Consider the following 26,736-nt stretch of genomic DNA (forward strand, 5'->3'; position numbering starts at 1 on the left):
GCGGCGGGGCCCGGCCGCCACCTGAACGAACCGGGCCGGGCTCGCGGGCTGATCCGAACGAAAGGCCATAGGCTTCGAAGCCGGAGGCTGAGCGGGCGGCGAGCGGGAGAGCGTGGAATGACGATGATGCCGGGGCGCAGGAGCAGTACGTTCACCCGACTGCTGCGGCACGGTTTCACCGACCCGTCCGCCGCCGAGCGGCTGCTCGACCTGCCCGACGTCTCCTCCGTACGGTCCGACTCCGTGCTCCTCGACGCGCTCGGGGCCACCGCCGACCCCGACCTGGCGCTGCGCGGCCTGGTCCGGCTGGTCGAAGCCGAGGAGGCGGGTGAGCGGCAGATCCTGCTGGACACCCTGGTGACGGCCAAGCCCCTGCGGGACCGGCTGCTCGGGGTGCTGGGGGCGTCCGAGGCGCTCGGCGACCACCTGGCACGCCACCCCCGTGACTGGCAGGTTCTCGTCACGTACGAGGCCGCCGACCTGCACCCCGGGGTCGCCGAGTTCGAGCAGGAACTGGCCGGGGCCGACGACCCGGACGGGCTGCGCGCCGGCTACCGGCGGTGCCTGCTCTCCATCGCCGCCCGGGACGTCTGCGGCACCACCGACGTCGCCGAGACCGCCGCAGAGCTGGCCGACCTCGCCACCGCGACGCTGCGGGCCGCCCTGCGCATCGCCTCCGCGGCCGCCCCCGACGACGCCGCGCAGTGCCGGCTCGCGGTCATCGCGATGGGCAAGTGCGGCGGCCACGAGCTGAACTACGTCTCCGACGTCGACGTCATCTTCGTCGCGGAACCCGCCGACGGCGCCGAGGAGAACAAGGCCATGCAGGCCGCCACCCGGCTCGCCGCGCACCTCATGCGGATCTGCTCCGACACGACCGCCGAGGGCACCATCTGGCCCGTCGACGCCAATCTCCGCCCCGAGGGCCGCAACGGACCCCTGGTGCGTACGCTCTCCTCGCACCTCGCCTACTACCAGCGCTGGGCCAAGACCTGGGAGTTCCAGGCGCTCCTCAAGGCCCGGCCGGTGGCCGGTGACCCCGCGCTCGGCGCCGAGTACGTCGAAGCCGTCTCGCCGCTCGTCTGGCAGGCCGCCGACCGGGAGAACTTCGTCCCCGACGTGCAGAAGATGCGCCGCCGCGTCGTGGACACCATCCCCGCCGACCGCGTCGACCGGGAGCTGAAGCTCGGACCCGGCGGGCTGCGGGACGTCGAGTTCGCCGTCCAGCTGCTCCAGCTCGTCCACGGGCGCAGCGACCCTGCCCTGCGCAGCGGATCGACCCTGGAGGCCCTGGGGGCGCTCGCCGACGGCGGTTACGTGGGGCGCGTGGACGCCGTACAGCTGGACGACGCCTACCGCTTCCTGCGCGCCATGGAACACCGCATCCAGCTCTACCGGCTGCGCCGCACCCACCTCGTGCCCGACGACGAGCCCGACCTGCGCCGCCTCGGCCGCTCCCTCGGGCTGCGCACCGACCCCATCGCCGAGCTGAACCAGGCATGGAAGCGGCACGCCTCCGTGGTGCGCCGGCTGCACGAGAAGCTGTTCTACCGGCCGCTGCTCGACGCCGTCGCCCAGCTCACGCCCGGCGAGTCCCGGCTCAGCACGAAGGCCGCCACCGCCCGGCTCGTCGCCCTCGGCTACGAGGACCCGGCGGCCGCCCTGCGCCACCTGGAGGCGCTGTCCTCCGGCGTCTCGCGCAAGGCCGCCATCCAGCGCACCCTGCTGCCCGTGCTGCTCGGCTGGTTCGCGGACTCCGCCGACCCGGACGCCGGCCTCCTCGGCTTCCGCAAGGTGTCCGACGCGCTCGGCAAGACCCCCTGGTACCTGCGGCTCCTGCGCGACGAGGGGGCCGCCGCGGAGAACCTGGCCCGGGTCCTGTCGGCCGGCCGGCTCGCCCCCGACCTGCTGCTGCGCGCCCCCGAGGCCGTCTCCATCCTGGGCGACCCGCACGGCCTCGCCCCCCGCAGCCACGCGCACCTGGAGCAGGAGGTACTGGCCGCCGTGGGGCGCGCCGGAGACGCGGAGTCGGCCGTCGCGGTGGTGCGCGGGGTGCGCAGGCGCGAGCTGTTCCGTACGACGGCCGCCGACCTCATCGGCTCCTACGGTACGGAGGACAGCCCCGCCGAGTCCGACCCGGGCGCCCTCGTGGACCGGGTCGGCAGCGCCGTCACCGACCTGAACGCCGTCACCATCGCCGGGGCGCTGCGGGCCGCCGTCCGCGCGGAGTGGGGCGACACCCTGCCCACCCGGTTCGCGGTCATCGGCATGGGCCGCTTCGGCGGGCACGAGCTGGGCTACGGCTCCGACGCGGACGTCCTCTTCGTCCACGAGCCGCGCGAGGGCGTGGACGAGCAGGAGGCGAGCCGGGCCGCGAGCCGGGTGGTCTCGGAGATGCGCCGGCTGCTCCAGCTGCCCACCGCCGACCCGCCGCTCATCATCGACCCCGACCTGCGCCCCGAGGGCAAGAGCGGCCCGCTGGTGCGCACCCTGAAGTCGTACGAGGCGTACTACCGGCGCTGGGCGCTGGGCTGGGAGAGCCAGGCCCTGCTGCGGGCCGAGCCGATGGCCGGGGACATGGACCTGGGCGCGGAGTTCGTCGCGCTGATCGACCCGCTGCGGTATCCGGCGCGGGGGCTCGGGGAGGACGCGGTCCGCGAGATCCGCCGGCTCAAGGCCCGCATGGAGTCCGAGCGGATGCCGCGCGGCGCGGACCCGACCCTCCACACCAAGCTGGGACGGGGCGGGCTGAGCGACGTCGAGTGGACGGTCCAGCTGATGCAGATGCAGCACGCCCACACCGTGCCGGGCCTGCGCACCACCCGCACCCGGCAGGCCCTGGCGGCGGCGTGTACGGCGGAGCTGATCTCCGAGGAGGACGCGCAGACGCTGGACGAGGCGTGGGTCCTGGCGACACGGGTGCGCAACGCGGTGATGCTGGTACGGGGCCGGCCCGGCGACACCTTCCCCTCGGTGCCGCGCGAGCTGACCGCGGTGGGCCGCTACCTGGGGTACGAGGAGGGGCACGTCGGCGACATGCTGGACGACTACCGCCGCATCACGCGGCGGGCGCGGGGTGTGGTGGACGAGCGGTTCTACGGGGGGTGACCCCCCTCTAGCCGCTCCGGCGATCGAGGAGCGGGGTGCGGGGCAGAGCCCCCGGGAGAGCGCATCGAGGAGCCTGGTGCGGGGCCGAGCCCCCGAGAGAGCGCGTTGAGGAGCGGGGTTCGGGGCCGAGCCCCCGGGAGAGCGCATCGAGGAGCGGGGTTCGGGGCCGAGCCCCCGAGAGAGCGCGTTGAGGAGCGGGGTGCGGGGCCAGAGCCCCGGGAGAGCGCGTCGAGGAGCGGGGTGCGGGGCAGAGCCCCGGGAGAGCGCTCAGTTGCGGCTAGCCGCCGCCTCACGCGGCTGCGCCGAGAGCGCGCTCAGCCGTGGCGGACGCGCCGTCTTCGGCGCGATCCGCTTCGGCAGCCGATGCGGCAGCGACCCGTACCACGCGTACGACACCGCGTACCCGAACGCCAGGCACGCCACGCCGCCCACCGCGTCCAGCCAGAAGTGGTTCGCCGTCGACACGATGACCACCAGGGTCACCGTCGGGTACAGCAGGCCCAGGATGCGTGCCCAGGGGGCCGAGGCCAGGGCGAAGACGGTGAGGCCGCACCACAGGGACCAGCCGATGTGCATGGACGGCATCGCCGCGTACTGGTTCGACATGTTCTTGAAGTTGCCCGACGCCATCGAGCCCCACGTCTGGTGGACCAGGACCGTGTCGATGAAGTGGCCGCCGTTCATCAGGCGGGGCGGCGCCAACGGGTACAGGTAGTAGCCGAGGAGCGCGACCCCCGTGGTCGCGAACAGGGCCAGCCGGGCCGCCGCGTACCGGCCGGGGTGCCGGCGGAACAACCATACGAGCACACTGATCGTGACGATGAAGTGCAGGGTCGCGTAGTAGTAGTTCATCGACACGATGAGCCATGTCACCGAGTTGACCGCGTGATTGACCGACTGCTCCACGGCGATGCCGAGGAACCGCTCGACCGACCACAGCCAGTCCGCATTGGCGAGGGCGGCGGCCTTCTGCTCCGGGACCGCGTTGCGCACCAGCGAGTACAGCCAGTAACTCATCGCGATGAGCAGGATTTCGAACCAGAGGCGGGGCCGCCGGGGCGACCGTGGGGCGCGCAGCCGTGACGCAGCGTGGGCGAGCGGTCTGTCGAGCGCTCTGCCGATCCCGTGCGCGCGACCGGATTGCTTCGTGTTCGCCTCGGGAGCCGCCTCGTTCACGATGGGTGACGGGGTGGCCTCCGTACGGCCTTCCTGTCGTTTCACGCTCAATTCACCCATAGGTACAGAGTCTGCCAGATTTGCCCTCCGCGCCCGATGATCCTCCGGCCGGGAGCGAGTTGCACGTCCCGGCAGGCCCGCGCGGGGCCCTGATCCGCCGGACAGGCCGACTACGGGCGCGCGTGCGACTCTGGGAGAGCGGCCGGGGCGGTGGCGGCCGTGCTCGGGCCGGGGCCCGCGGCCGTCGAGCCGCGCACGACCAGCTCCGGCATGAAGACGAACTCGCTGTGCGGGGCGGGCGTGCCGCCGATCTCCTCCAGGAGTGTGCGCACCGCGGCCTGGCCCATCGCCGTGACCGGCTGGCGGATCGTGGTCAGCGGCGGGTCGGTGAACGCTATGAGCGGCGAGTCGTCGTAGCCCACGACCGAGGTGTCGCGCGGGACCTCCCGGGAGAGCCGGCGGGCGGCCCGGATCGCACCGAGCGCCATCATGTCGCTCGCGCACACCACCGCCGTGCAGCCCCGCTCCATCAGCGCCGACGCCGCTGCCTGACCGCCTTCGAGCGTGTACAGGGAGTGCTGGATCAGCTCCTCGACCTCGTCCGCCGTGAGGTTCAACTGCTCCCGCATCGTGGCGTGGAAGCCCTCGATCTTGCGGAGCACCGGGACGAAGCGCTTCGGGCCGACCGCGAGCCCGATCCGGGTGTGGCCGAGCGACACCAGGTGGGTCACCGCCAGCCGCATCGCGGCCCGGTCGTCCGGCGAGATGAACGGCGCCCGCACCTTGGGCGAGAAGCCGTTGACCAGGACGAACGGGACGCCCTGCGCGCGCAGTTGTTCGTAGCGCTGCATGTCGGCGGAGGTGTCCGCGTGCAGCCCGGAGACGAAGATGATCCCGGAGACGCCCCGGTCGACCAGCATCTCCGTCAGCTCGTCCTCGGTGGAGCCGCCCGGGGTCTGCGTCGCCAGCACCGGGGTGTAGCCCTGCCGGGTCAGCGCCTGCCCGATGACCTGGGCGAGCGCCGGGAAGATGGGGTTCTCCAGCTCGGGCGTGATCAGGCCGACGAGCCCCGCGCTGCGCCTGCGCAGACGTACGGGCCGTTCGTAGCCGAGGACGTCGAGCGCGGCGAGGACGGATTCGCGGGTGGCAGCGGCAACCCCGGGCTTGCCGTTCAGTACGCGGCTGACCGTCGCTTCGCTGACCCCCGCCTGAGTTGCGATATCGGCAAGCCGTGCGGTCATGGCAATGGACTGTACCGGGAGCGAGGTCGGATTGCCCACCATGCGGGGAATCGGGCGGGGGCGCCGGGGGCGGGTGGGCTTGCAGCCCGGGGGAGGGGCCGACGCGGGTCCGTAGCAATACCTTGCAAGGTCTTGCGGAGACGATTCGCCGGCTGCGGTCGGATCGTCGCACTGCGGAATCGGCGGCGGTGGCCCCTCCTGCCAGGGATCGACGGGTTCCGTCAAGAGGCTTGACGGCAACCTTGAGGACACGCCAATGTAACGATCGCCGGAGCTTGCAGAAATCTTCCGCAAGGTCTTTCGGTCGTCTTTCATCCTTGTTACGTTCACGTCGACCCGGCGCCGCGACGGAGCGGTACGGCAGTTGAAGGAGTTCAGATGCGACGTGGCATAACGGCCACCGCCCTGGTCGCGGCCCTGGCGCTCGCGGCGACCGCCTGCGGCAGCGATGACGACAAGTCCGACGGCGGTTCCAAGAGCTCGGGCGAGCTCTCCGGCACCGTGACGTGGTGGGACACCTCCACCGCGGGCAGCGAGGACAAGGTCTTCAAGAAGATCGCCGAGGGCTTCGAGAAGCAGCACCCGAAGGTCGACGTCAAGTACGTCAACGTGCCCTTCGGTGACGCGCAGAACAAGTTCAAGAACGCGGCCCAGGCGGGCTCCGGCGCCCCCGACGTGATCCGCTCCGAGGTCGCCTGGACCCCCGAGTTCGCCGACCTCGGCTACCTCGCCCCGCTGGACGGCACCCCCGCCCTCCAGAAGGAGAGCGACTTCCTGAAGCAGGCCGCCGCGTCCACCAAGTACAACGGCAAGACGTTCGCCGTTCCGCAGGTGATCGACTCCCTGGGCATCTTCTACAACAAGAAGATCTTCAAGGAGGCCGGCGTCGAGGTCCCCACCACGATGGACGAGCTGAAGTCCGTCTCCAAGAAGATCAAGTCGAAGACCGGCAAGACCGGCCTCTACCTGCGCGGCGACGACGCGTACTGGTTCCTGCCCTTCCTGTACGGCGAGGGCGGCGACATGGTCAACGCCGCCGACAAGGCCGTCACCATCGACGACGCGGCCGGCGTCAAGGCGATGAAGCTCGTCAAGGACCTGGTCGACTCCGGCGTCGCGAAGACCGACGCGACGGACGGCTGGGACAACATGCAGGCGTCCTTCAAGGACGGCGACGTCGCGATGATGATCAATGGCCCGTGGGCCGTCGCCGACACGTACGCCGGCAAGGAGTTCAAGGACAAGGCGAACCTGGGCGTCGCCCCGGTCCCGGCCGGCTCCGCCGCGCAGGGTGCCCCGCAGGGCGGTCACAACCTGGCCGTCTACGCCGGTTCCAAGAACCTTGAAGCCTCCTACGCCTTCGTCGACTACATGACCTCCGTCAAGACGCAGGCCCAGGTCACCAAGGAGCTCAACCTCCTGCCGACCCGCACCTCCGCCTACGCCGAGGAGTCCGTGGTCGACAACGAGATCGTCGGCTTCTTCAAGCCGGTCGTCGAGAGCGCCGTCGAGCGCCCCTGGATTCCGGAGACCGGCAGCCTCTTCGCGCCGCTCGTCACCGAGTACACCAAGGCCCTCACCGGTCAGACCTCCCCGGAGAAGGCGGTCAAGACGACCGGTACCGCCTACCGCAAGCTCCTTGACGGCTGGAAGTAACTCAGGAAGGCAGGCCGGCTGATGGCTGTCCACACCAGCCAGTCGGTGGCGAAGGCCGCGGGCGACGACGTCGCCCGCGGCCGGAGCCGCGGTACTGGCAACCCCCCGCCGCCGGGCAAGCTCCGGCGGACCCTGTCGACGCACTGGTACGCCTGGACGATGGTGGCCCCGGTCGTCATCGTGGTCGGCGTGATCATCGGTTATCCGCTGGTCCGCGGCATCTACCTGTCGCTGACCGACGCCAACGAGCGCAACGTCGCGCGGTCCATCGGTGTCAACCACCTGCCCGCCACGTACAAGTTCGTCGGTCTGGACAACTACGCCGACGCCCTCACCGGCGAACAGTTCCTCGGCACACTCGGGTGGACCCTGGTGTGGACGGTCTCCTGCGTGGCCATCACCTTCGCCCTCGGCATGGCGCTCGCGAACATCCTCAACCGCAGGATCGCCGGCCGCTCCGCCTACCGGATGGCCCTCATCCTGCCCTGGGCGGTCCCCGGCTTCGTCTCCGTCTTCGCCTGGCGCTTCCTCTACAACAACGACCGCGGGCTGCTCAACAAGATCCTCTCCGGCGGCGGCTTCGGCGGCATCGACTGGCTGGGCGACCCCACCTGGGCGAAGCTGTCCGTCATCGCGGTCAACGTGTGGCTCGGCGTGCCGTTCATCATGGTGGCCCTCCTCGGCGGGCTGCAGTCCATCCCCAGCGAGCAGTACGAGGCCGCGGAGATGGACGGCGCCACCGCCTGGCAGCGCTTCCGCCACGTCACGCTGCCCGGACTGCGGCCGGTCTCCACGACCGTGATCCTGCTCTCCACCATCTGGACCTTCAACATGTTCCCGGTGATCTTCCTGCTCACAGGCGGCGGACCCGGCGACGCCACCCAGATCCTGGTGACGCAGGCGTACAAGTTCTCCTTCGAGATCAGCCCGCGCGACTTCGCGCAGTCCTCCACCTGGGGCGTGCTGATCCTCGTACTCCTGCTGATCTTCGCCACCATCTACCGGCGGGTCCTGCGCACTCAGGGAGATGACTGGTGACCACCGCAACCACCCCCACCGCGCGGCACACCGCACCCAAGGTCCGGCGGCGCGGCGAGCGTTCGCCCCTGGCCTCCACGGCCCTGCACCTGACGCTGATCGTCGCGTCCGTGATCGCGGTCTTCCCCGTGCTCTGGGTCCTGCTCACCTCGCTGAAGCCGGCCGAGTTCGCGACCACCACGGACTTCTTCAAAGACACGACGTTCGAGAACTACACGAACCTCATCAAGGACACGAAGTTCCTGACCTGGTTCGGCAACTCGCTGGTCGTCGCCGGGCTCACCACGCTCATCGGCGTCATCGTCTCCGCCTCCACCGGCTACGCCGTCAGCCGCTTCCGGTTCCCCGGCAAGCGCGGGCTGATGTGGACGCTGCTGATCACCCAGATGTTCCCGGTCGCCGTCCTCATCGTGCCGATCTACAACATCATGGCCAGCATGGGGCTGCTCAACAAGCCGGCCGGTCTGGTCATCACCTACCTCACCATCTCGGTGCCGTTCTGCGCCTGGATGATGAAGGGCTTCTTCGACACCATCCCGCGCGAGATCGACGAGTCGGGGCAGGTCGACGGCCTCACCCCGTTCGGCACGTTCTGGCGGCTCATCCTGCCGCTGGCCAAGCCCGGCCTCGCCGTCACCGCGTTCTACTCCTTCATCACCGCCTGGGGCGAGGTGGCGTACGCCTCCGCCTTCCTGGTCGGCGAGGACAACCTCACGCTCGCGGGCGGACTCCAGCTGTTCGTCAACCGGTACGGGGCCCAGTGGGGCCCGATGACGGCCGCGTCCGTGCTGATCGCGATACCCGCGGCCCTGGTGTTCCTGTTCGCGCAGAAGCACCTTGTCACCGGCATGTCCGCCGGAGCCGTCAAGGGCTGAGCGTCCTCAGCGGCACGCCCGTACGACCCGCACGCACCAGTCACGGTGGCGCCGGCATCCCGACCCGGTCCCGGCGCCACCCCCCACCCAGACACCCCAGGGACGACATGACCCAGCACCTCGCTGCCCCCTCCACCGGCACGTCCGACGACGCCCCGGGCCACCGCACCGGCTGGTGGCAGGACGCGGTGATCTACCAGGTCTATCCGCGCAGCTTCGCCGACGGCAACGGCGACGGCATGGGCGACCTCGCAGGCGTCACCGCCCGGCTCCCGTACCTCAAGGACCTCGGCGTCGACGCGGTCTGGCTCAGCCCGTTCTACGCCTCCCCGCAGGCCGACGCCGGCTACGACGTCGCCGACTACCGGGCCATCGACCCGATGTTCGGCAGCCTGCTGGACGCCGACGCGTTGATCCGCGACGCCCACGACCTCGGCCTGCGGATCATCGTCGACCTGGTGCCCAACCACTCCTCCGACCAGCACGAGTGGTTCAAGCGCGCGCTCGCCGAGGGCCCCGGCTCCGCCCTGCGCGACCGCTACCACTTCCGCCCCGGCAAGGGCGTGGACGGCGAACTCCCGCCCAACGACTGGGAGTCCATCTTCGGCGGCCCCGCCTGGACCCGGACCACCGACCCGGACGGCACCCCCGGCGAGTGGTACCTCCACCTCTTCGCGCCCGAGCAGCCCGACTTCAACTGGGAGCACCCGGCCGTCGCCGACGAGTTCCGCTCGATCCTGCGCTTCTGGCTCGACATGGGCGTCGACGGCTTCCGGGTCGACGTCGCGCACGGCCTCGTCAAGGCCGAGGGCCTGCCCGACCTCGGCACCCACGACCAGCTGAAGCTGCTCGGAAACGATGTCATGCCGTTCTTCGACCAGGACGGGGTGCACGAGATCTACCGCAGCTGGCGCACCATCCTGGACGAGTACCCCGACACGATGGGGCCCGGAGGGCCTTCGTCAGAAGGGCGGGGGCGGGCGACGGGCGGGCGTATCGCGGTGGCCGAGGCGTGGACCCCGACCGTCGAGCGCACCGCCAACTACGTGCGCCCCGACGAGATGCACCAGGCGTTCAACTTCCAGTACCTGGCCACCGCCTGGGACGCCGCCGCGCTCCGCGAGGTCATCGACACCTCGCTCGACGCGATGCGCCCGGTCGGCGCCCCCACCACCTGGGTGCTCTCCAACCACGACGTCACCCGGCACGCCACCCGGTTCGCCAACCCGGCGGGCCTCGGCACCCAGATCCGTACCGCCGGCGACCGCGAGCTGGGCCTGCGCCGGGCCCGCGCGGCCACCCTGCTGATGCTGGCGCTGCCCGGCTCCGCCTACGTCTACCAGGGCGAGGAGCTCGGCCTGCCCGACGTCACCGACCTGCCCGACGAGGCCCGCCAGGACCCGTCGTTCTTCCGCGCCGAGGGCCAGGACGGCTTCCGCGACGGCTGCCGCGTCCCGATCCCGTGGACCCGCGAGGGCAGCTCGTACGGCTTCGGCGCGGGCGGCAGCTGGCTCCCGCAGCCCGCGGGCTGGGGCGAGCTGAGCGTCGAGGCGCAGACCGGCACGGCCGGCTCCACCCTGGAGCTGTACCGGGCCGCGATCGCCGCCCGCCGCGCCCACCCCGGGCTCGGGGCCGGCGCCGACGTGCGGTGGCTGGACGCCCCCGAGGGGCTGCTGTCCTTCGCCCGCCCCGGCTTCGTCTGCACCGTCAACACGACCGGCGAGCCGGCCCGTATCCCCGCCCAGGGCACCGTGCTGCTCTCCAGCGCCCCGGTCGAGGCGGACGGCGACGCGGTCGTGATCCCCGCGGACACCACGGTGTGGTGGACGGTGTGACGACCGTCCCCCTGCCGCGGGGCCCCGTCGCGGGCGGCGCGCTCAGGCTGTCGGACATCGCCGGCCAGGCATCCGTCAGCGAAGCGACCGTCAGCCGGGTCCTCAACGGCAAGCCGGGCGTCGCGGACACCACGCGTCAGCGGGTGCTCGCGGCGCTCGACATCCTCGGATACGAACGCCCCGTACGGCTGCGGCAGCGCAGCGCCGGGCTGATCGGGCTGGTGACCCCCGAGCTCACCAACCCGATCTTCCCGGCGTTCGCCCAGTCCGTGGAGCAGGTCCTCGCCGGCCACGGCTACACCCCCGTGCTCTGCACCCAGCTGCCCGGCGGCGCCACCGAGGACGAGCTCGTCGAGCAGCTCGTCGAGCGCGGCGTCGGCGGCATCGTCTTCCTCTCCGGACTGCACGCCGACACCTCCGCCGACCCGGCGCGCTACGCCGCGCTGACCGAGCGAGGGGTGCCGTTCGTCCTGATCAACGGCTACAACGAGCGGATCAGCGCCCCGTTCGTCTCGCCCGACGACACCGCCGCCGTGCGGATGGCCGTCAGCCATCTCGCCGAACTCGGCCACCGCCGCGTCGGCCTGGCCATCGGACCGCAGCGCTACGTGCCCTCCCGCCGCAAGCGGGACGGCTTCGTGGACGCGGCGGTCTCGCTGCTTGGGCTCGACCGCTCGGACGCCGAACTCCTGGTGTGCTCCACGCTGTTCAGCGTCGAGGGCGGCCAGGTCGCGGCCGGTGCGCTGCTCGACCAGGGGTGCACCGGCATCGTCTGCGGCAGCGACCTGATGGCGCTGGGCGTGGTCCGCGCCGCCCGGGACCGCGGCCTGGACGTGCCGCGCGACGTCTCCGTGGTCGGCTTCGACGACTCCCAGCTCATCGCGTTCACGGACCCGCCGCTGACCACGGTGCGCCAGCCCGTCCAGGCGATGGCGGCGGCCGCGGTGGGCGCGCTCCTGGAGGAGATCGGCGGCAGCCCCGTGCAGCGCACGGAGTACGTATTCCAGCCGGAGCTGGTGGTCCGGGGGTCCACGGCGGCGCTGCGGAGCGCGTGAGGCGGTGCATAGAGAGAGGGGCCGGGTCCGGAGGGGGGACCCGGCCCCTACGCGTTTCCGGGGGCTTTCGGGTCTCGGGGCGGGCCGGACGGTTCAGGAGGGGCACCGGAGGTCGGCCCGGACGGGCCGGCGGGGAGGTGACCGCCGGTGCCTCTCCTGACACTGCCCGGCCCGGCCGGCCGGGCGCGTGGGGCCCGGGGTAAGCGGGACCCCCGGCCGACCGGACCGGAGTCGGGAGAAACTTAACAGCGCTGCAATGTCTTGCGTAAGCCCTTGCAGGAAGAAATCTGCAGTGTTTCGCGGAAGTGAGCAGGTGATGTCCAAAGGGTTGACCGGGACCTGACGGGCTCGTACGGTCTCCCCGCGGCAAGGTTTGCATTCTTGCAGCAAGAACCTTCAGTGGCCTTGAGGGCAGGGCGCGTTGCCGTATGAGGCCGAACCGTCACCCGCATTTCCCCACCGCAGGAGGAAACATGGCCAGCAGACCCTTGTCTGCCGCGCTCGCTCTGATAGCAGGAGCCGCCGCCCTCGTGGTCCCCGCCACGACGGCCGAGGCATCCGCCCCGGGTACCAAGGACGTCACCGCCGTCCTCTTCGAGTGGAAGTTCGACTCCGTCGCCAAGGCGTGTACCGACACGCTCGGGCCGGCCGGGTACGGCTTCGTCCAGGTCTCGCCGCCGCAGGAGCACATCCAGGGCGGCCAGTGGTGGACCTCGTACCAGCCGGTCAGCTACAAGATCGCCGGACGGCTCGGCGACCGGAACTCGTTCGCCAACATGGTGAACACCTGCCACAGCGCGGGCGTCAAGGTCGTGGCCGACTCGGTCATCAACCACATGTCCGCCGGCTCGGGCACCGGTACCGGCGGCTCCCCGTACTCGAAGTACAACTACCCCGGCCTGTACTCCTCGTACGACATGGACGACTGCACCTCGCAGATCAGCAACTACGGGGACCGGTACAACGTCCAGCACTGCGAACTCGTGGGTCTGGCCGACCTGGACACCGGTGAGGACTACGTCCGGGGCAAGATCGCCGGCTACCTCAACGACCTGCTCTCGCTCGGCGTGGACGGCTTCCGTATCGACGCGGCCAAGCACATCCCCGCCGGTGACCTCGCCAACATCAAGTCCCGGCTGAGCAACTCCGGCGTCTACTGGAAGCAGGAGGCGATCTACGGCGCCGGCGAGGCCGTCTCGCCCGACGAGTACGCCGGCACCGGCGACGTCCAGGAATTCCGCTACGCCCGCAGCCTCAAGCAGGTCTTCAACAACGAGAACCTCGCTTACCTGAAGAACTTCGGCGAGGGCTGGGGCTTCATGTCCTCCTCGAAGGCCGCGGTCTTCGTCGACAACCACGACACGGAGCGCAACGGCGAGACGCTGAGCTACAAGGACGGCGCCAACTACACGCTCGCCAACGTGTTCATGCTGGCCTGGCCCTACGGCTCGCCCGACGTCCACTCCGGTTACGAGTGGTCCGACAAGGACGCGGGCCCGCCCAACGGCGGCACGGTGAACGCCTGCTACAGCGACGGCTGGAAGTGCCAGCACGCCTGGCGCGAGATCTCCTCCATGGTCGGCTTCCGCAACACCGCGCGCGGTGAGTCCGTCACCAACTGGTGGGACAACGGCGGCGACCAGATCGCCTTCGGCCGCGGCTCCAAGGCGTACGTGGCGATCAACCACGAGGGCTCCTCGCTGACGCGCACGTTCCAGACCTCGCTGCCCGCCGGCGACTACTGCGACGTCCAGTCCGGCAACGGCGTCACGGTCAACGGCTCCGGCCAGTTCACCGCCACCCTCGGCGCCAACACCGCCCTGGCCCTGCACACCGGCGCCCGCACCTGCGGCGGCGGCACGACCGACCCGACGGACCCGACCGACCCCGGCACGGGTACGGGCACCTCCGGCGCCTCCTTCGGTGTCAACGCCACCACCCAGCTCGGCCAGAACATCTACGTCACCGGCAACCAGTCCGCCCTCGGCAACTGGAACCCCGGCAGCGCGCTGAAGCTCGACCCGGCCACGTACCCGGTCTGGAAGCTCGACGTGAGCATGCCCGCCGGCACCTCGTTCGAGTACAAGTACATCCGCAAGGACGCGAACGGCAACGTCACCTGGGAGAGCGGTGCCAACCGCACGGCCAAGGTGCCCTCCTCCGGCAAGGGCACGCTGACCTCGGACGTCTGGCGCGGCTGATCCTCCCGCCCCACCCGCCGGACGGGCCGTCCCCCAGCGGCCCGTCCGGCACCGCACACCCCCGTACCCCGTCGAGGAGAGCCAGAGTGAAACGTCCGTACCCGCGCGTGCCCGCACGCAGAACGGCGACCGCCGTCGTCGCGGCCGCCCTGTGCGCGGCCCTGGTGCCCGCGCTGCCCGCCGCCGCGGCCCGGCCGCCCGCCGCGCCCTCGGACGCCAAGCTGGCCGCGCAGGCCACCCGGCACGACCTGACCCGCGAGCAGTTCTACTTCGTGATGCCCGACCGGTTCGCCAACGGGGACACCCGCAACGACCGGGGCGGGCTGACCGGTTCGCGCCTGGAGACCGGCTACGACCCCACCGACAAGGGGTTCTACCAGGGCGGCGACCTCAAGGGGCTCACGAACAAGCTCGACTACATCAAGGGGCTCGGCACCACCGCCATCTGGCTCGCACCGATCTTCAAGAACCGGCCCGTCCAGGGCACCGGCGAGGACGCCTCGGCCGGCTACCACGGCTACTGGATCACCGACTTCACCCAGGTCGACCCGCACTTCGGCACCAACGCCGACCTGACGAAGCTGATCGACAAGGCCCACCGCAAGGGCATGAAGGTCTTCTTCGACGTCATCACCAACCACACCGCCGACACCGTCGACTACGCCGAGAAGACCTACGGCTACAAGTCCAAGGGCGCCTACCCCTACCTCGACCGCGACGGCCGGCCCTTCGACGACAGCGCGGGCATGGCGCGGGTGGACGCGGACTCGTTCCCGTACAAGCCGGTGACCAGCGGCGGCAAGACGCCGTCCTGGCTCAACGACCCGACGATGTACCACAACCGCGGCGACTCCACCTATGCCGGCGAGTCCACCACGTACGGCGACTTCTCCGGTCTGGACGACCTGTGGACCGAGCGGCCCGAGGTCGTCTCCGGCATGGAGAAGATCTACGAGAAGTGGGTCCGCGACTTCCGAATAGACGGGTTCCGGATCGACACCGTCAAACACGTCGACATGGACTTCTGGACCCAGTGGGCGACCGCGCTCGACGCGTACGCGGCCGAGCACGGCCGCAAGGACTTCTTCATGTTCGGCGAGGTCTACTCCTCCGACACCGCCGTCACCTCGCCCTACGTCACCCGGGGCCGGCTGGACGCCACGCTCGACTTCCCCTTCCAGGAGGCGGCCCGCCAGTACGCCTCGCAGGGCGCCCCGGCCTCGAAGCTCGCCGCCGTCTTCGGCGACGACTACCGGTACACCACCGACAAGGCCAACGCCTACGAGCAGGTGACCTTCCTCGGCAACCACGACATGGGCCGCATCGGGACCTTCCTCAAGCAGGACAACCCGAAGGCCGGTGACGCGGAGCTGGTGAAGCGCGCGGAGCTCGCCAACGAGCTGATGTTCCTCAGCCGCGGCAACCCCGTCGTCTACTACGGCGACGAGCAGGGCTTCACCGGCGCCGGCGGCGACAAGGACGCCCGCCAGACGATGTTCGCCTCGAAGACCGCCGACTATCTCGACGACGACGAACTGGGCACCGACCGCACGCACGCCTCCGACGCGTACGACGTCAAGCACCCGCTCTACCGCACCATCGCCGCCCTCTCCGAGCTGACCGCGAAGAACCCCGCGCTGCGCGACGGCGTGCAGACCGAGCGGTACGCCGAGGGCTCCGTCTACGCCTTCTCCCGTACGGACCCCGAGCACAGCAATGAGTACGTCGTCGCCACCAACAACGGCGACAAGGCGAAGACCGTCGAGCTGCCCACCGAGTCCGCCCGGATGGACTTCCGCACCCTGTACGGCGGCTCCGGCACGGTCCGCAGCGGCGCCGACAAGAAGATCGAGGTCACCGTCCCGGCCCTGTCGAGCATCGTGCTCCGCGCCGCGAAGCCCCTGGGCACCCCCTCCGCGAAGCCCGGGATCTCCCTGAAGGCACCGGCCGCCGGCGCCACCGGCACCGTCGAGCTGACCGCCGACATCTCCGGCGGCTCCCTCGACCGGGTCGTCTTCGCCGCCCAGACCGGCAACGGCGAGTGGACCACCCTCGGCACCGCCGACCACGCCCCGTACAAGGTCACCCAGACGCTGAGCGACAAGACGGCCGCCGGAACCCCGCTGCGCTACAAGGCCGTCGTGGTCGACCGCACCGGCCGCACCGCGAGCGCGCTCGCCTCGTCCAGCGCGGGACAGGCACCCGCCCCCGCCAAGCCCGTCGCCGTCGAGCGCGACTACGCCGTCGTCCACTACCAGCGCCCCGCCGGCGACTACGACGGCTGGCAGATCACGTCCGGCGGGACCACCGCCGCCTTCACCGGGCGGGACGCCTACGGCGCGTTCGCCTGGATCAAGGTGCCCGAGGACGCCGCCACCGTCCCGTACACCGTCGAGAAGTCCGGCACGGCCGACGGGCCGGAGCGCACCGTCGACCTCGCGAAGACCGGCGAGGTCTGGATCGAGCAGGGACGGGACGGCCAGGCCGACACCGCCCCCGAGGGCGCCTACCCGGCCCAGGACACCGGGAAGGCCGTCCTGCACTACTACCGGGCCGACGGCGACTACGACGGCTGGGGGCTGCACACCTGGACCGGCGCCAAGGAGCCCACCGACTGGGCCAAGCCGCTCCAGCCGGTGAAGAAGGACGCCTCCGGGCTCACCTTCGAGGTCCCGCTCACCGAAGGCGCCACCTCGCTCAGCTACATCCTGCACCGGGGCGATGAGAAGGACCTGCCCAGCGACCAGGCGCTCGACCTCGCGAGCCACGGCCACGAGGTGTGGATGCTCGGTGGCACGGCCGGCTATCTGCTCCCGCAGGCCGGCGGCGTCCCCACGCCCGACCTGACCAAGGCCGAGGCGCAGTGGATCGACGCCGACACCGTCGTCTGGAAGGTGAAGGCCACCGAGGCCACCAGCCAGCAGCTCGTCTACGCCCCGAAGGGCGGCATCTCCGTCGTGGACGGGGCCCTGAGCGACGAGGGCCGGTGGCTGCGGCTCACCCCCTCCGCGCTGAGCGACGCCCAGAAGGCGAAGTACCCGCACCTCAAGGACTACCCCGCCTTCACCGTCGACGCCCGTGACCGGGACCGCGTCCGCGAGGCCCTGCGCGGCCAGCTGATCGCCACCCAGCGCGCCGCCAACGGCGCCCTGCTCGCCGCCACCGGGGTGCAGAGCGCCGGCGTGCTCGACGACCTCTACGGGACGAAGGCGAGCAGCGCCTCGCTCGGCCCGGTCTTCCGCAACGGCACCCCGACGCTGTCCGTGTGGGCGCCCACCGCCCGTACCGTCTCGCTCGAACTCGACGGCAAGCCCGTCGCCATGCGGCGCGACGACCGCACCGGCGTCTGGTCCGTCACCGGCAAGAAGAGCTGGAACGGCAAGCCCTACCGGTACGTCGTGAACGTCTGGGCGCCCACCGTCCACAAGCTCGTCACCAACAAGGTCACCGACCCCTACTCCACCGCCCTGACCACCGACTCCGCCCGCAGCCTCGTCGTGGACCTGGAGGACCGGAAGCTCGCCCCCAAGGGCTGGGACACGCTGCGCAAGCCGGCCGCCGTGCCGCTGCGCGACGCCCAGATCCAGGAGCTCCAGATCCGCGACTTCTCCATCGCGGACCCCACCTCCAAGCACCCCGGCGAATACCTCGCCTTCACCGACACCCGCTCCGACGGGATGAAGCACCTGGGGCAGCTCGCGGACTCCGGCACCAGCTACGTCCACCTGCTGCCCGCCTTCGACATCGGAACCATCCCCGAGAAGAAGAAGGACCAGGCCGAGCCCGCCTGCGAGCTGTCCGCCTACGCCCCCGACTCCGCCGAGCAGCAGGCATGCGTGGCGAAGGCCGCCGCGAGCGACGCCTTCAACTGGGGCTACGACCCGCTGCACTACACCGTCCCCGAGGGCAGCTACGCCTCCGACCCGGACGGCACGAAGCGCACGGTCGAGTTCCGGCAGATGGTGCAGGGGATCAACGGCGCCGGGCTGCGGACCGTCATGGACGTCGTCTACAACCACACCGTCGCCTCCGGCCAGGACGACAAGTCCGTGCTCGACCGGATCGTGCCCGGCTACTACCAGCGGCTCCTGGAGGACGGCACCGTCGCCACCTCCACCTGCTGCGCCAACACCGCCCCCGAGAACACCATGATGGGCAAGCTCGTCGTGGACTCGGTGGTCACCTGGGCCAGGGAGTACAAGGTCGACGGCTTCCGCTTCGACCTGATGGGCCACCACCCCAAGGCCAACATCCTGGCCGTCCGCAAGGCCCTCGACGCCCTGACCACCGCCAAGGACGGCGTGGACGGAAGGAAGATCATCCTGTACGGGGAGGGCTGGAACTTCGGTGAGATCGCCGACGACGCCCGCTTCGTCCAGGCCACCCAGAAGAACATGGCCGGCACCGGCATCGCCACCTTCTCCGACCGGGCCCGCGACGCCGTGCGCGGCGGCTCCCCGTTCGACGAGGACCCCGGCGTGCAGGGCTTCGCCACCGGCCTCTACACCGACCCCAACACCTCCACCGCCAACGGTACGAAGGCCGAGCAGAAGGCCCGCCTGCTGCACTACCAGGACCTGATCAAGGTCGGCCTCACCGGCAACCTCGCCGACTACACCTTCACCGACACCTCCGGCGCCACCGTCAAGGGCTCGGGCGTCGACTACAACGGGGCCCCGGCCGGATACGCCGCGGTCCCCGGTGACGCCCTGGCCTACGCCGACGCCCACGACAACGAGACCCTGTACGACGCGCTCGCCTTCAAGCTCCCGGCGGGCACCTCGGCGGCCGACCGGGCCCGCATGCAGGTCCTGGCCATGGCCACGGCGACCCTCTCGCAGGGCCCCGCGCTCTCCCAGGCCGGCACCGACCTGCTGCGCTCCAAGTCGCTGGACCGCAACTCCTTCGACAGCGGCGACTGGTTCAACGCCCTGCACTGGGACTGCCGTGCCGGCAACGGCTTCGGCCGAGGACTGCCGCCCGCCGCGGACAACGAGGACAAGTGGCCGTACGCGAAGCCGCTGCTCACCAACGCGAAGGTCAGCCCCGGCTGCGCCCAGATCAACGGCGCCTCGGCCGCCTACCGCGACCTGCTCACCATCCGCACCACGGAGAAGGACTTCGACCTGGCCTCCACCGCACAGGTGCAGTCCCGGCTCTCCTTCCCGCTCTCCGGCAGGAACGAGACCCCGGGCGTGATCACCATGCGGCTCGGCAAGCTCGTCGTCGTGCTCAACGCCGCCCCCGGCACCACCACCCAGAAGGTCGCCGCACTCGCCGGCAAGAACTACGCCCTGCACCCCGTCCAGGCGAAGGGCGCGGATTCTACCGTCAAGCGCTCGACGTACGGGCGGAGTTCGGGCAGCTTCACCGTTCCGGGACGCACGGTGGCCGTGTTCACCCTGCGCTGACCCGCACGGGACTACCGTATGGGCACCCGTCCGGGGGTGCCGCACCACCGCACCCCCGGGCACGCCCTCACACTCCACCCGGCCGGCCCCGGCCCCCGCGTCCGCGCGGGGCCGGGGCCGGCCGCTCCACCTGTGCAGCGACGGTGACGATGGCCAGCAACATCCCCGAGGAGACCACCAGCTTCGTCGGACGGAAGACCGAGCTGGCCGGGCTCGAACACGCCCTCGCCACCGGCCGGCTGACCACCCTCACCGGCACCGGCGGCGTCGGCAAGACCCGGCTCGCCCTGCGCGCCGCCCGCCGCGCCGAACCCGGCTTCCGCGACGGCGTCTGGTGGGCCGACCTCGCCCCGCTGCACGACGACGAACTGCTCCTCGCCACCGTCTCCGACGCGGTCGGCCTCAGCGACCACACCCTGCGCATGCCCATCGACGTGCTGTGCGAATGGCTCGCCGACAAACGGCTCCTGCTGGTCCTGGACTCCTGCGAGCACCTGCGCCACGCCTGCGCCCACCTCCTCGGCGAGATCCTCACCACCTCGCCCGGACTCACCGTCCTCGCCACCAGCCGCCAGCCCCTGGACCTGCGGGGCGAGCAGCTGATCGAGGTGGAACCGCTGCCCGTCGACGGCGCAGCCGACGCGCTCACCCTCTTCCGGGAGCGGGCCGCGACCGCCGCCCCCTTCGACGACCCCGGCACCGCCGAGGCCGCCGCCGAGATCTGCCGCCGCCTCGAAGGCATCCCGCTCGCCATCGAACTCGCCGCCGCCGGGGTCGGCCGGCAGAGCGTCCAGGAGATCGCCCAGCGGCTCGGCTCCCGCCTCGACGTCTTCGCCCACGCCACGCTGCGCCCCCTGCGCCACCGCACCCTGCGCACCACCATCGGCTGGTCCCATGAACTGTGCACCCCACTCGAACGGCTCCTGTGGGCCCGGCTGACCGTGCTGCGCGGCGACTTCGACGCGGACACCGCCGCCACCGTCTGCGCCGGCGGCCCCCTCACCGCCGACGGTGTCCGCGCGGCCCTGAACGGCCTCGTCGCCAAGTCCGTCGTCGCCCGCGACGGGGACCGCCACCGCATGCTCGACACGCTGCGCGAGTACGGCCGGATGTGGCTCGCCGAACTCGGCGAGGAACGCACCGCCGCCGACCGGCACGCCGCCTGCTTCCTGCGCCTCGCCCGCAACGCCCACGCCGGCTGGACCGGCGACGACCAGATCCTCTGGTACCACCGCATCGCCGAGGCGCACGCCGACCTGTGCGCGGCCCTCGACCACCTCCTCGCCCACGACCCGGCCGCCGCCCAGGAGATGGCGGGCCGCATCGGCTTCTTCTGGTGCTGCTGCGGCCATCTGCCCCAGACCCGCGGCTACGCCCAGCGCGCCCTGGACACTGGACCGGTCAGCGGCCCGCACCGCACCCGCGCCCTGTGGGTGCTCGGCATCTGCGTCCTGCTCCAGGGCGACTACCCGGCCGCCGAGCGCATCGGCGAGGAGTGCGTGCGCGCCGCCGCCGCCGACGGGACCGCCGAGGGCGTCCTCGCCGCCGCCTATCTGCGCGGCCTCACCCACCTGATGACCGGCGAGCCCGAGAAGGGGCTGCGCGAGTCCGAACGGGTGCTGCGCACCACCGGGACCGCCACCCCGCTCGAATCGGCCTACCGGCTGCGCTGCCACCTGATCACCGTCTTCGCCCTCACCGGACTGGGCCGGCTGGAGGAGGCCGCCGCTGCGGCCGTCGTCCTGCGCGCCGCCTGCGAGGCCCAGGACGAGTGCTGGACCCGCTCCTACGCCGACTACCAACTCGCCCTGATCGCCCTGCTCCAGGGCCGCGCCGCACCGGCCGCCGCGCACGCCCGGGCCATGCTCACCGGCAAGCACCGGCTCCGCGACCGCTTCGGGATCGCGCTCGGCCTGGACATCCTGGCCGCCGCCATCGCCGCCCAGGGCGAGGGGGCCAGGGCCGCCCGGGTCTACGGCACCGGGCAGGTCTACTGGCGGATGGTCGGCCACCCGCAGCGCGGCACCCCGGAACTGGGCCCGGTGCGCGAGGCATGCGAGCGCCGGGCCCGGGAGGCGGTCGGCGACGCGGCGTACCGGAGGGCCTTCGAACAGGGCCGGTCGGACAGCGCGGAGGCGGGCCTGGCCCTCGCCCTGCACGGTGAACTGCTCACGTAACGCCCGGCACTCCCGGTCCCCGGCTCACATAGTGAATGCCTGTTGTGCGCACGGGCGCGGCCGGGAAAGGCTGGGCGGCGTTCCTCCGCCGTCCGCCCCGCCCGGGAGCCCGCCATGCCGCAGATCACCGTCGACTACTCCGCCGAGCTCGCCGACGCCTTCGACCGCCCCGCCTTCGCCCTCGCGCTGCACCCGCTGGTCGCCGAAACCGTCAACACCAAGATCGCGGCCTGCAAGACCCGCTTCCGGCGGGCCGAGGAGACGGTGGTGGCGGACGCCCCGGACGGGGACGCGCTCGTCCACGTGGACATCTCGCTGCTGCCCGGCCGCACCCCGGAGACCAAGGCCCGGCTCACCGAATCCGTCCTGGAGCTGCTGACCGCCCACCTCCGCACGGTCACCGGGCCGGCCCTGCACCTCTCGGTCGAGGCCCGCGACCTCGACCCCTCCTACCGCAAGAGCTGACCGCTACCCCAGCCGCTGCGACGGCACGGCCGGCACGGCGGGCGCCAGCGAGGAGAGCCGCGTCAGCAGGTCTCCGAACGGCCCGTCCGCCGGCTCCCGCGCCAGCACCCGCAGCACGATCCCCGCCACCTCCTCGTCGTACGCGGCGCTCACGGCGGCCAGCGCCGCGAAGTCGTGCACCAGCTGCAACTCCAGCTCGGCCCGGGGCACCCGGCGCCCGTCCAGCCAGAGCAGCGCCGTCGACTCGGCGAGCGAGACCCAGGAGCGTACGACCAACTCCAGCCGGGCCGGGGGCTCGTCGGCGTCCAGATGGGCCAGGATCTGCGCGCAGGCCGCCTGGCGCACCCCGTCGATCATCGCGTTCGCCGTGGAGGAGCCCACGGCCGGGCCGCCCCGCATCAGCGCGGCGAACCCGGGCCCGTGCTCGTCCACGAAGTCGAAGAACCGGCCCATCACCCGCAGCAGCCGTGCGCCCAGAGGCCCTTCGCGCGGCTCCAGGAAACGGGTGGCCAGCTCGTCGGCCGCCCGCCGCAACGCCGCCTCGTACAGGCTCTGCTTGCCCGGGAAGTAGTGGTAGACCAGCGGCCGCGAGATCCCGGCGGCCGCGGCGATCTCGTCGATCGACACCTCGTCCGGCGAGCGGCGGCTGAACAACTCCAGCGCGACACCGATCAGCTGCTGCCTGCGCTCCTCGACGCCCATCCTGCGCCGCACCTCGGTCGTCATGCACCCAGCGTACCGACCGGTGGGTCAGGACCGGTCACAGGTCCAGCACCAGCTTCCCGCCCCGGCACCTGGAGACGCAGATCAGCATGGAACCGTCCCGCTCCTGGTCCGTCAGCAGGTCGTCGCGGTGCTCGATCTCGCCCTCCAGGACCCGCTGCCGGCACGTCCCGCAGAATCCCTGTTCGCAGGAGTACGAGACGTGCGGCAGCTCGGCGCGCACGGCGGCCAGCACCGACTGGTCCGCCGCGACCGGGACCGTACGCCCCGAGCGGCGCAGCTCCACCCCGAAGGGGACCGCACCGGCCGGGTCCGTGCCCGCCGCCGAGAAGCGCTCCAGGTGCAGGGTGCAGCCGGGCGGGAGCGCGGCGGCGACCGCGTCCATCAGGGGCTGCGGGCCGCAGCAGTGGACGGCCGTGCCCTCGGCCGCGTCCGCGAGGGCGGCGGCGATGTCCGGGTGGCCCGCCTCGTCCTGCGGAACGACCGTGACCCGGCTGCCGTCGGCGCCCAGCTTCTCGATCTCCTCCAGGAACGGCATCGTGGCCCGGCTGCGGCCGCCGTACAGCAGGTGCCAGTCGGCGCCCTCGGCGGCGAGCCGGCGCACCATCGGCAGGACCGGGGTGATGCCGATGCCGCCGGCGACCAGGACGTGGGCGGGGGCTTCGGTGAGCGGGAAGCGGTTGCGCGGGCCGCGCACCTCCACCTCCGCGCCCTCGTGGAGCGCGGTGTGCACCTCGCGGGAGCCGCCGCGCCCGTCCTCGACCAGGCGGGCCGCCACGGTGTAGGCGCCGGTGTCGGCCGGGTCGCCGCACAGCGAGTACTGCCGGACCAGACCGGAGGGCAGCACCAGGTCCAGATGGGCCCCGGGCTCCCAGGCGGGCAAATCCCCTCCCTCCAGGCGGAGTCGGACGACACCTTCGGCGGGGCTGGTCCGCTCGGTGATCAGCAGCCGCCGCCCGGTGGTGGAACGGCGCTGCGACCGGCCGGATATGGGCTCGTCCAGCGCGGGCAGCGGCCACAGCGGTGACTTCTGGATGCGCCGGCGCATCGCCCGCCGGGCGAGCAACGCGGCTCCGGTCACCACGGCGACCGTACGCAGGCGGGGGAGGGGGAGGGCACGCGGCATGGTCAGCGGGCTTCCGGCGTACGGGCCTCGGCGGCGAGGGCCGCGGGCGAGCGGGTGAGGTAGTCGACGGCCTGTGCCGTGCTGCCCTCCTGCGAGGGGTGGTACGAACGGCTCAGGTAGCGCGGGATGGAACGCAGCATCGACGGGGTGCTGGGCAGGGTGCCGTGCCGGCCGCTGCGGTAGAACTGCCCCAAGGACGCTTTGCCGTCCAGCAGGCTCGGGTCGTTCTCCATGAAGAAGCGGGCGCCGCGCTGCCAGAGGAAGGCCAGCGCGGAGAACGCCGTCGCCCAGGTCCGCACCCGCCGCCGGTATCCGCCGTCGATGTGCATGAACACGTCGAAGGCGACCGAGCGGTGCTCGACCTCCTCGGCGCCGTGCCAGCGCAGCAGGTCCAGCATGGTGGGGTCGGCCCCGCGCCGGTCCAGCTCGTCGGCGTTCAGTATCCAGTCGCCGAGGAAGGCGGTGTAGTGCTCTATCGCCGCTATCGTCGCCACCCGCTCCAGCAGCCACCACTTGCGGGCCCGGCCCGGCGGCAGCGTCCGGTCGCCGAGGAGCTTCTCGAAGAGCCAGTCGACCTGCGCGGTGTACGGCGTCGGGTCGAGCCCCTGCTCCTTGAGGTGCGGGAGCACGTCGTCGTGGGCCTGGGAGTGCATCGCCTCCTGGCCGATGAACCCGATGACGTCCTGCCGCAGCTCCTCGTCGTGGATGTACGGCAGCACCTGGCGGTAGACGTGGATGAACCAGCGTTCCCCGGCCGGGAGCAGGAGGTGGAGCACATTGATGGTGTGCGTGGTGAACGGGTCGCCCGGCACCCAGTGCAGGGGGGTCCCGTCCCAGGCGAAGCTGACCCGGCGGGCCTTGAGAGGGGTCCGCTCCGACGCGACCGCCGCTGGTTGCGTGTTAGACATATTGTCAATGTACTGAGGGGTAAGCCGCGGGAACAGGGGCGTGCGGCGAATTCCTGCGCCCTTTCCCACCCGCCGGGCGGCGGATCAGCGCAGCGCGCCGACCCGGCTGCCGTCCTTCAGCCGGCCGTCCAGCCGCGCGCGGTCGCCCGCCGCCGCGGGCACCGCCAGCAGCCGCCCCCGGGCGCTGCCCGTCACCCCGCCCGACGTGGACAGCGACGCGAACTGCTCGCTGCCCGCCGCCAGTACGTACCACCGGCCGCCCGGCGACTTCCACAGCACGCCCGCCAGCACCCGGGGCGTGCGCGCCCCGCAGGCCGGCGAGTCCTCGGCGCGGGCCGCGACCGCACCCGGCGGCCCGCCCCCCGGCTGCCGGGCGGCCGGGGCCTGGAACTGGGCGATGACCCGGCTCCCGGCGCCCCGCCAGGTCTCCGCCCTGGTGCACAGCCACCGGGCCTCGCCGCCGCCCTCGGGCAGAGGCTGGCGCGCGTACACCCAGGAGTTGACCGACCGCACGCCATGCGCCCGGACCGCCGGCAGCAGGCACGCGGTCCGGGCCCAGCCCTCCCGCTCCGCCCGCCCGGTGACGTCGTGCGGGGCGCCGGGGGCGCCCGAGGTGAGCCGGGCCGGGGCGAGTTCGCCCAAGTCGGTCACCAGCCGCACCGCCGCGCCCTCGGACAGCTCGACCGCCTCCCAGGACCGGCAGCCGGAGTCCGCCGCGGGGTCGGCCAGCGGCGCGCTCACCCCGTCGGGGGAGCGGGGCAGCGGGCGCGGCGCCCGGTCCGGCGCGAGCAGGTCCCGGACCCGTGCGTCCCGCACCCAGGGCGCCGTCAGATAGCGGACCCCGTCCTCGGAGCGGGCCACCACCAGGGCGCCCGACGAAGCCCCGTCCGCCCCGTCCACCCGGGCGAAGTCGAGTGCGGCGCCCCGGGACGGATCGGCGTTGCGCGGCTCGGCGTACCGCACGACGCGCAGCCCGTCGTAGAACAGCACCACCGCCGAGGCGCCCACCTCGCCCGCGTACAGCAGCTGCGGCGCCCCCATCGGCGGACCCACCGGCGTGCCCGGCGTCTTCGACGTCCGCACCCCGTCACCCGGCCGCGCCCACACCGCGAGCGCCCGCCGCAGCAGCCGGGTGTCCTGTGTGCGGTCGCCGCGCGTGGGCCAGGCGGTGAAGTCGGTACGCGGCGACCGCTGCCAGTACGACGCCGGCACCCTGCGCAACGCCCCCGGGTCCAGGGCCGCTTCGGCCGCCGGATTGCGCGCGTACAGCGGGGCGGACAGGGCCCCGCGTCCCCAGCCGCCGCCGGGCAGCCCGAGCAGCGCCCCGCACACCAGCAGCGCGGCGACGGCCGCGAGCACCGTCCGGGCCCGCCTGCGGCGGCGGGGCAGATCCGGCGGCCTGGCCTGGAGCGAGCACGGGTCGAACTCCGGCGACGCCAGCAGCGCGTAGCCGCCGCTCACCCCGTCCGCCTCCGTCAGCGCCGCGTGCGGATCGGCCACCCCGGCGGCGGCCAGCTCCCGCCGCACCTCCCCGTCCGCCAGCCCCTCAAGACCGCGCAGCACGAAGGCCGCACGCGCCGGCCCGCCGAGCGCCGACAGCTCCTGCTCCAGGGCGAGTTCACCCGCCCCGCCCGGATGCGGCAGCAGGCGCAGGCCCCAGGCGGACGGCAGGACCGGCGGCAGCAGCCGGCGCGGCCGCAACCGCCGGCGCGACGACGAGGGCCCCGCGGCCAGCGCCCGG

Annotated in this window: 16 protein-coding genes; 10 read left to right on the forward strand and 6 right to left on the reverse strand. The window is 72.2% G+C overall.

Translation table 11 applies throughout. The annotated features are described in order from the left end of the window. Positions 1 to 117: 117 nt before the first annotated feature. On the forward strand, positions 118 to 3,108 hold the full coding sequence (locus E6R18_RS23370; RefSeq protein WP_136318861.1) for a bifunctional [glutamine synthetase] adenylyltransferase/[glutamine synthetase]-adenylyl-L-tyrosine phosphorylase: 2,991 nt from the start codon (positions 118 to 120) through the stop codon (positions 3,106 to 3,108). 267 nt (positions 3,109 to 3,375) lie between these two features. Here E6R18_RS23370 and E6R18_RS23375 read toward each other — a convergent pair whose 3' ends face one another. After that, on the reverse strand, positions 3,376 to 4,344 hold the full coding sequence (locus tag E6R18_RS23375; protein WP_136318862.1) for a phosphatase PAP2 family protein: 969 nt from the start codon (positions 4,342 to 4,344) through the stop codon (positions 3,376 to 3,378). Positions 4,345 to 4,454: 110 nt separating this feature from the next. Next, positions 4,455 to 5,525: a LacI family DNA-binding transcriptional regulator gene (locus E6R18_RS23380; RefSeq protein WP_136318863.1), complete on the reverse strand. Its 1,071-nt coding sequence runs from the start codon at positions 5,523 to 5,525 to the stop codon at positions 4,455 to 4,457. A gap of 378 nt (positions 5,526 to 5,903) precedes the next feature. On the opposite strand from E6R18_RS23380, the gene E6R18_RS23385 reads away from it, so the two are divergent. From E6R18_RS23385 to E6R18_RS23425, 9 genes are all read left to right on the forward strand, one after another. Next, entirely contained in the window at positions 5,904 to 7,181 is a 1,278-nt protein-coding gene (locus E6R18_RS23385; RefSeq protein WP_136318864.1) for an extracellular solute-binding protein, read from the forward strand. 21 nt (positions 7,182 to 7,202) lie between these two features. After that, positions 7,203 to 8,219, forward strand: a complete 1,017-nt coding sequence (locus E6R18_RS23390; protein ID WP_136318865.1) for a sugar ABC transporter permease — start codon at positions 7,203 to 7,205, stop codon at positions 8,217 to 8,219. Then, positions 8,216 to 9,094, forward strand: a complete 879-nt coding sequence (locus E6R18_RS23395; protein ID WP_136318866.1) for a carbohydrate ABC transporter permease — start codon at positions 8,216 to 8,218, stop codon at positions 9,092 to 9,094. Before E6R18_RS23390 ends, E6R18_RS23395 begins: the two co-directional genes overlap by 4 nt. Positions 9,095 to 9,201: 107 nt before the next feature. Then, on the forward strand, positions 9,202 to 10,929 hold the full coding sequence (locus tag E6R18_RS23400) for a glycoside hydrolase family 13 protein (protein WP_136318867.1): 1,728 nt from the start codon (positions 9,202 to 9,204) through the stop codon (positions 10,927 to 10,929). Beyond that, the gene (locus E6R18_RS23405) at positions 10,914 to 11,984 is read left to right on the forward strand and encodes a LacI family DNA-binding transcriptional regulator (RefSeq protein ID WP_136318868.1); all 1,071 of its coding nucleotides are present in this window, start codon (positions 10,914 to 10,916) and stop codon (positions 11,982 to 11,984) included. Before E6R18_RS23400 ends, E6R18_RS23405 begins: the two co-directional genes overlap by 16 nt. A gap of 473 nt (positions 11,985 to 12,457) precedes the next feature. Beyond that, positions 12,458 to 14,185, forward strand: coding sequence for a carbohydrate-binding module family 20 domain-containing protein (locus E6R18_RS23410; protein ID WP_136318869.1), 1,728 nt, complete (start codon positions 12,458 to 12,460; stop codon positions 14,183 to 14,185). Positions 14,186 to 14,271: 86 nt separating this feature from the next. After that, the gene (gene pulA / locus E6R18_RS23415; RefSeq protein ID WP_136318870.1) at positions 14,272 to 19,596 is read left to right on the forward strand and encodes a pullulanase-type alpha-1,6-glucosidase; all 5,325 of its coding nucleotides are present in this window, start codon (positions 14,272 to 14,274) and stop codon (positions 19,594 to 19,596) included. Positions 19,597 to 19,745: 149 nt separating this feature from the next. Beyond that, positions 19,746 to 21,773 (forward strand): NB-ARC domain-containing protein, encoded by a 2,028-nt coding sequence (locus tag E6R18_RS23420; protein ID WP_136318871.1) that lies wholly within the window; start codon positions 19,746 to 19,748, stop codon positions 21,771 to 21,773. A 114-nt stretch (positions 21,774 to 21,887) separates the two neighbouring features. Beyond that, complete coding sequence (locus tag E6R18_RS23425; RefSeq protein ID WP_136318872.1) at positions 21,888 to 22,238, forward strand: 5-carboxymethyl-2-hydroxymuconate Delta-isomerase; 351 nt, start codon at positions 21,888 to 21,890, stop codon at positions 22,236 to 22,238. A gap of 3 nt (positions 22,239 to 22,241) precedes the next feature. On the opposite strand, the gene E6R18_RS23430 is transcribed toward E6R18_RS23425, so the two are convergent. From E6R18_RS23430 to E6R18_RS23445, 4 genes are all read right to left on the reverse strand, one after another. Next, positions 22,242 to 22,964: a TetR/AcrR family transcriptional regulator gene (locus tag E6R18_RS23430; protein WP_168712417.1), complete on the reverse strand. Its 723-nt coding sequence runs from the start codon at positions 22,962 to 22,964 to the stop codon at positions 22,242 to 22,244. Between the two features lie 34 nt (positions 22,965 to 22,998). After that, the gene (locus tag E6R18_RS23435) at positions 22,999 to 24,087 is read right to left on the reverse strand and encodes a PDR/VanB family oxidoreductase (protein WP_136318873.1); all 1,089 of its coding nucleotides are present in this window, start codon (positions 24,085 to 24,087) and stop codon (positions 22,999 to 23,001) included. Between the two features lie 2 nt (positions 24,088 to 24,089). Next, positions 24,090 to 24,995: a metal-dependent hydrolase gene (locus E6R18_RS23440; RefSeq protein ID WP_136318874.1), complete on the reverse strand. Its 906-nt coding sequence runs from the start codon at positions 24,993 to 24,995 to the stop codon at positions 24,090 to 24,092. Between the two features lie 84 nt (positions 24,996 to 25,079). Beyond that, positions 25,080 to 26,736: hypothetical protein (locus E6R18_RS23445; protein ID WP_136318875.1), on the reverse strand; the 1,657-nt coding region annotated here is incomplete at its 5' end.

Source organism: Streptomyces sp. A1277 (assembly GCF_004795015.1).
Lineage (GTDB): Bacteria > Actinomycetota > Actinomycetes > Streptomycetales > Streptomycetaceae > Streptomyces.

Excerpts from the sequence above, each read along its gene's own strand:
- E6R18_RS23370 (WP_136318861.1), top strand. The coding sequence starts at position 118 with ATGACGATGATGCCGGGGCGCAGGAGCAGTACGTTCACCCGACTGCTG.
- E6R18_RS23375 (WP_136318862.1), bottom strand. The coding sequence starts at position 4,344 with ATGGGTGAATTGAGCGTGAAACGACAGGAAGGCCGTACGGAGGCCACC.
- E6R18_RS23380 (WP_136318863.1), bottom strand. The coding sequence starts at position 5,525 with ATGACCGCACGGCTTGCCGATATCGCAACTCAGGCGGGGGTCAGCGAA.
- E6R18_RS23385 (WP_136318864.1), top strand. The coding sequence starts at position 5,904 with ATGCGACGTGGCATAACGGCCACCGCCCTGGTCGCGGCCCTGGCGCTC.
- E6R18_RS23390 (WP_136318865.1), top strand. The coding sequence starts at position 7,203 with ATGGCTGTCCACACCAGCCAGTCGGTGGCGAAGGCCGCGGGCGACGAC.
- E6R18_RS23400 (WP_136318867.1), top strand. The coding sequence starts at position 9,202 with ATGACCCAGCACCTCGCTGCCCCCTCCACCGGCACGTCCGACGACGCC.
- E6R18_RS23410 (WP_136318869.1), top strand. The coding sequence starts at position 12,458 with ATGGCCAGCAGACCCTTGTCTGCCGCGCTCGCTCTGATAGCAGGAGCC.
- E6R18_RS23420 (WP_136318871.1), top strand. The coding sequence starts at position 19,746 with ATGGCCAGCAACATCCCCGAGGAGACCACCAGCTTCGTCGGACGGAAG.
- E6R18_RS23425 (WP_136318872.1), top strand. The coding sequence starts at position 21,888 with ATGCCGCAGATCACCGTCGACTACTCCGCCGAGCTCGCCGACGCCTTC.
- E6R18_RS23430 (WP_168712417.1), bottom strand. The coding sequence starts at position 22,964 with ATGACGACCGAGGTGCGGCGCAGGATGGGCGTCGAGGAGCGCAGGCAG.
- E6R18_RS23435 (WP_136318873.1), bottom strand. The coding sequence starts at position 24,087 with ATGCCGCGTGCCCTCCCCCTCCCCCGCCTGCGTACGGTCGCCGTGGTG.
- E6R18_RS23440 (WP_136318874.1), bottom strand. The coding sequence starts at position 24,995 with ATGTCTAACACGCAACCAGCGGCGGTCGCGTCGGAGCGGACCCCTCTC.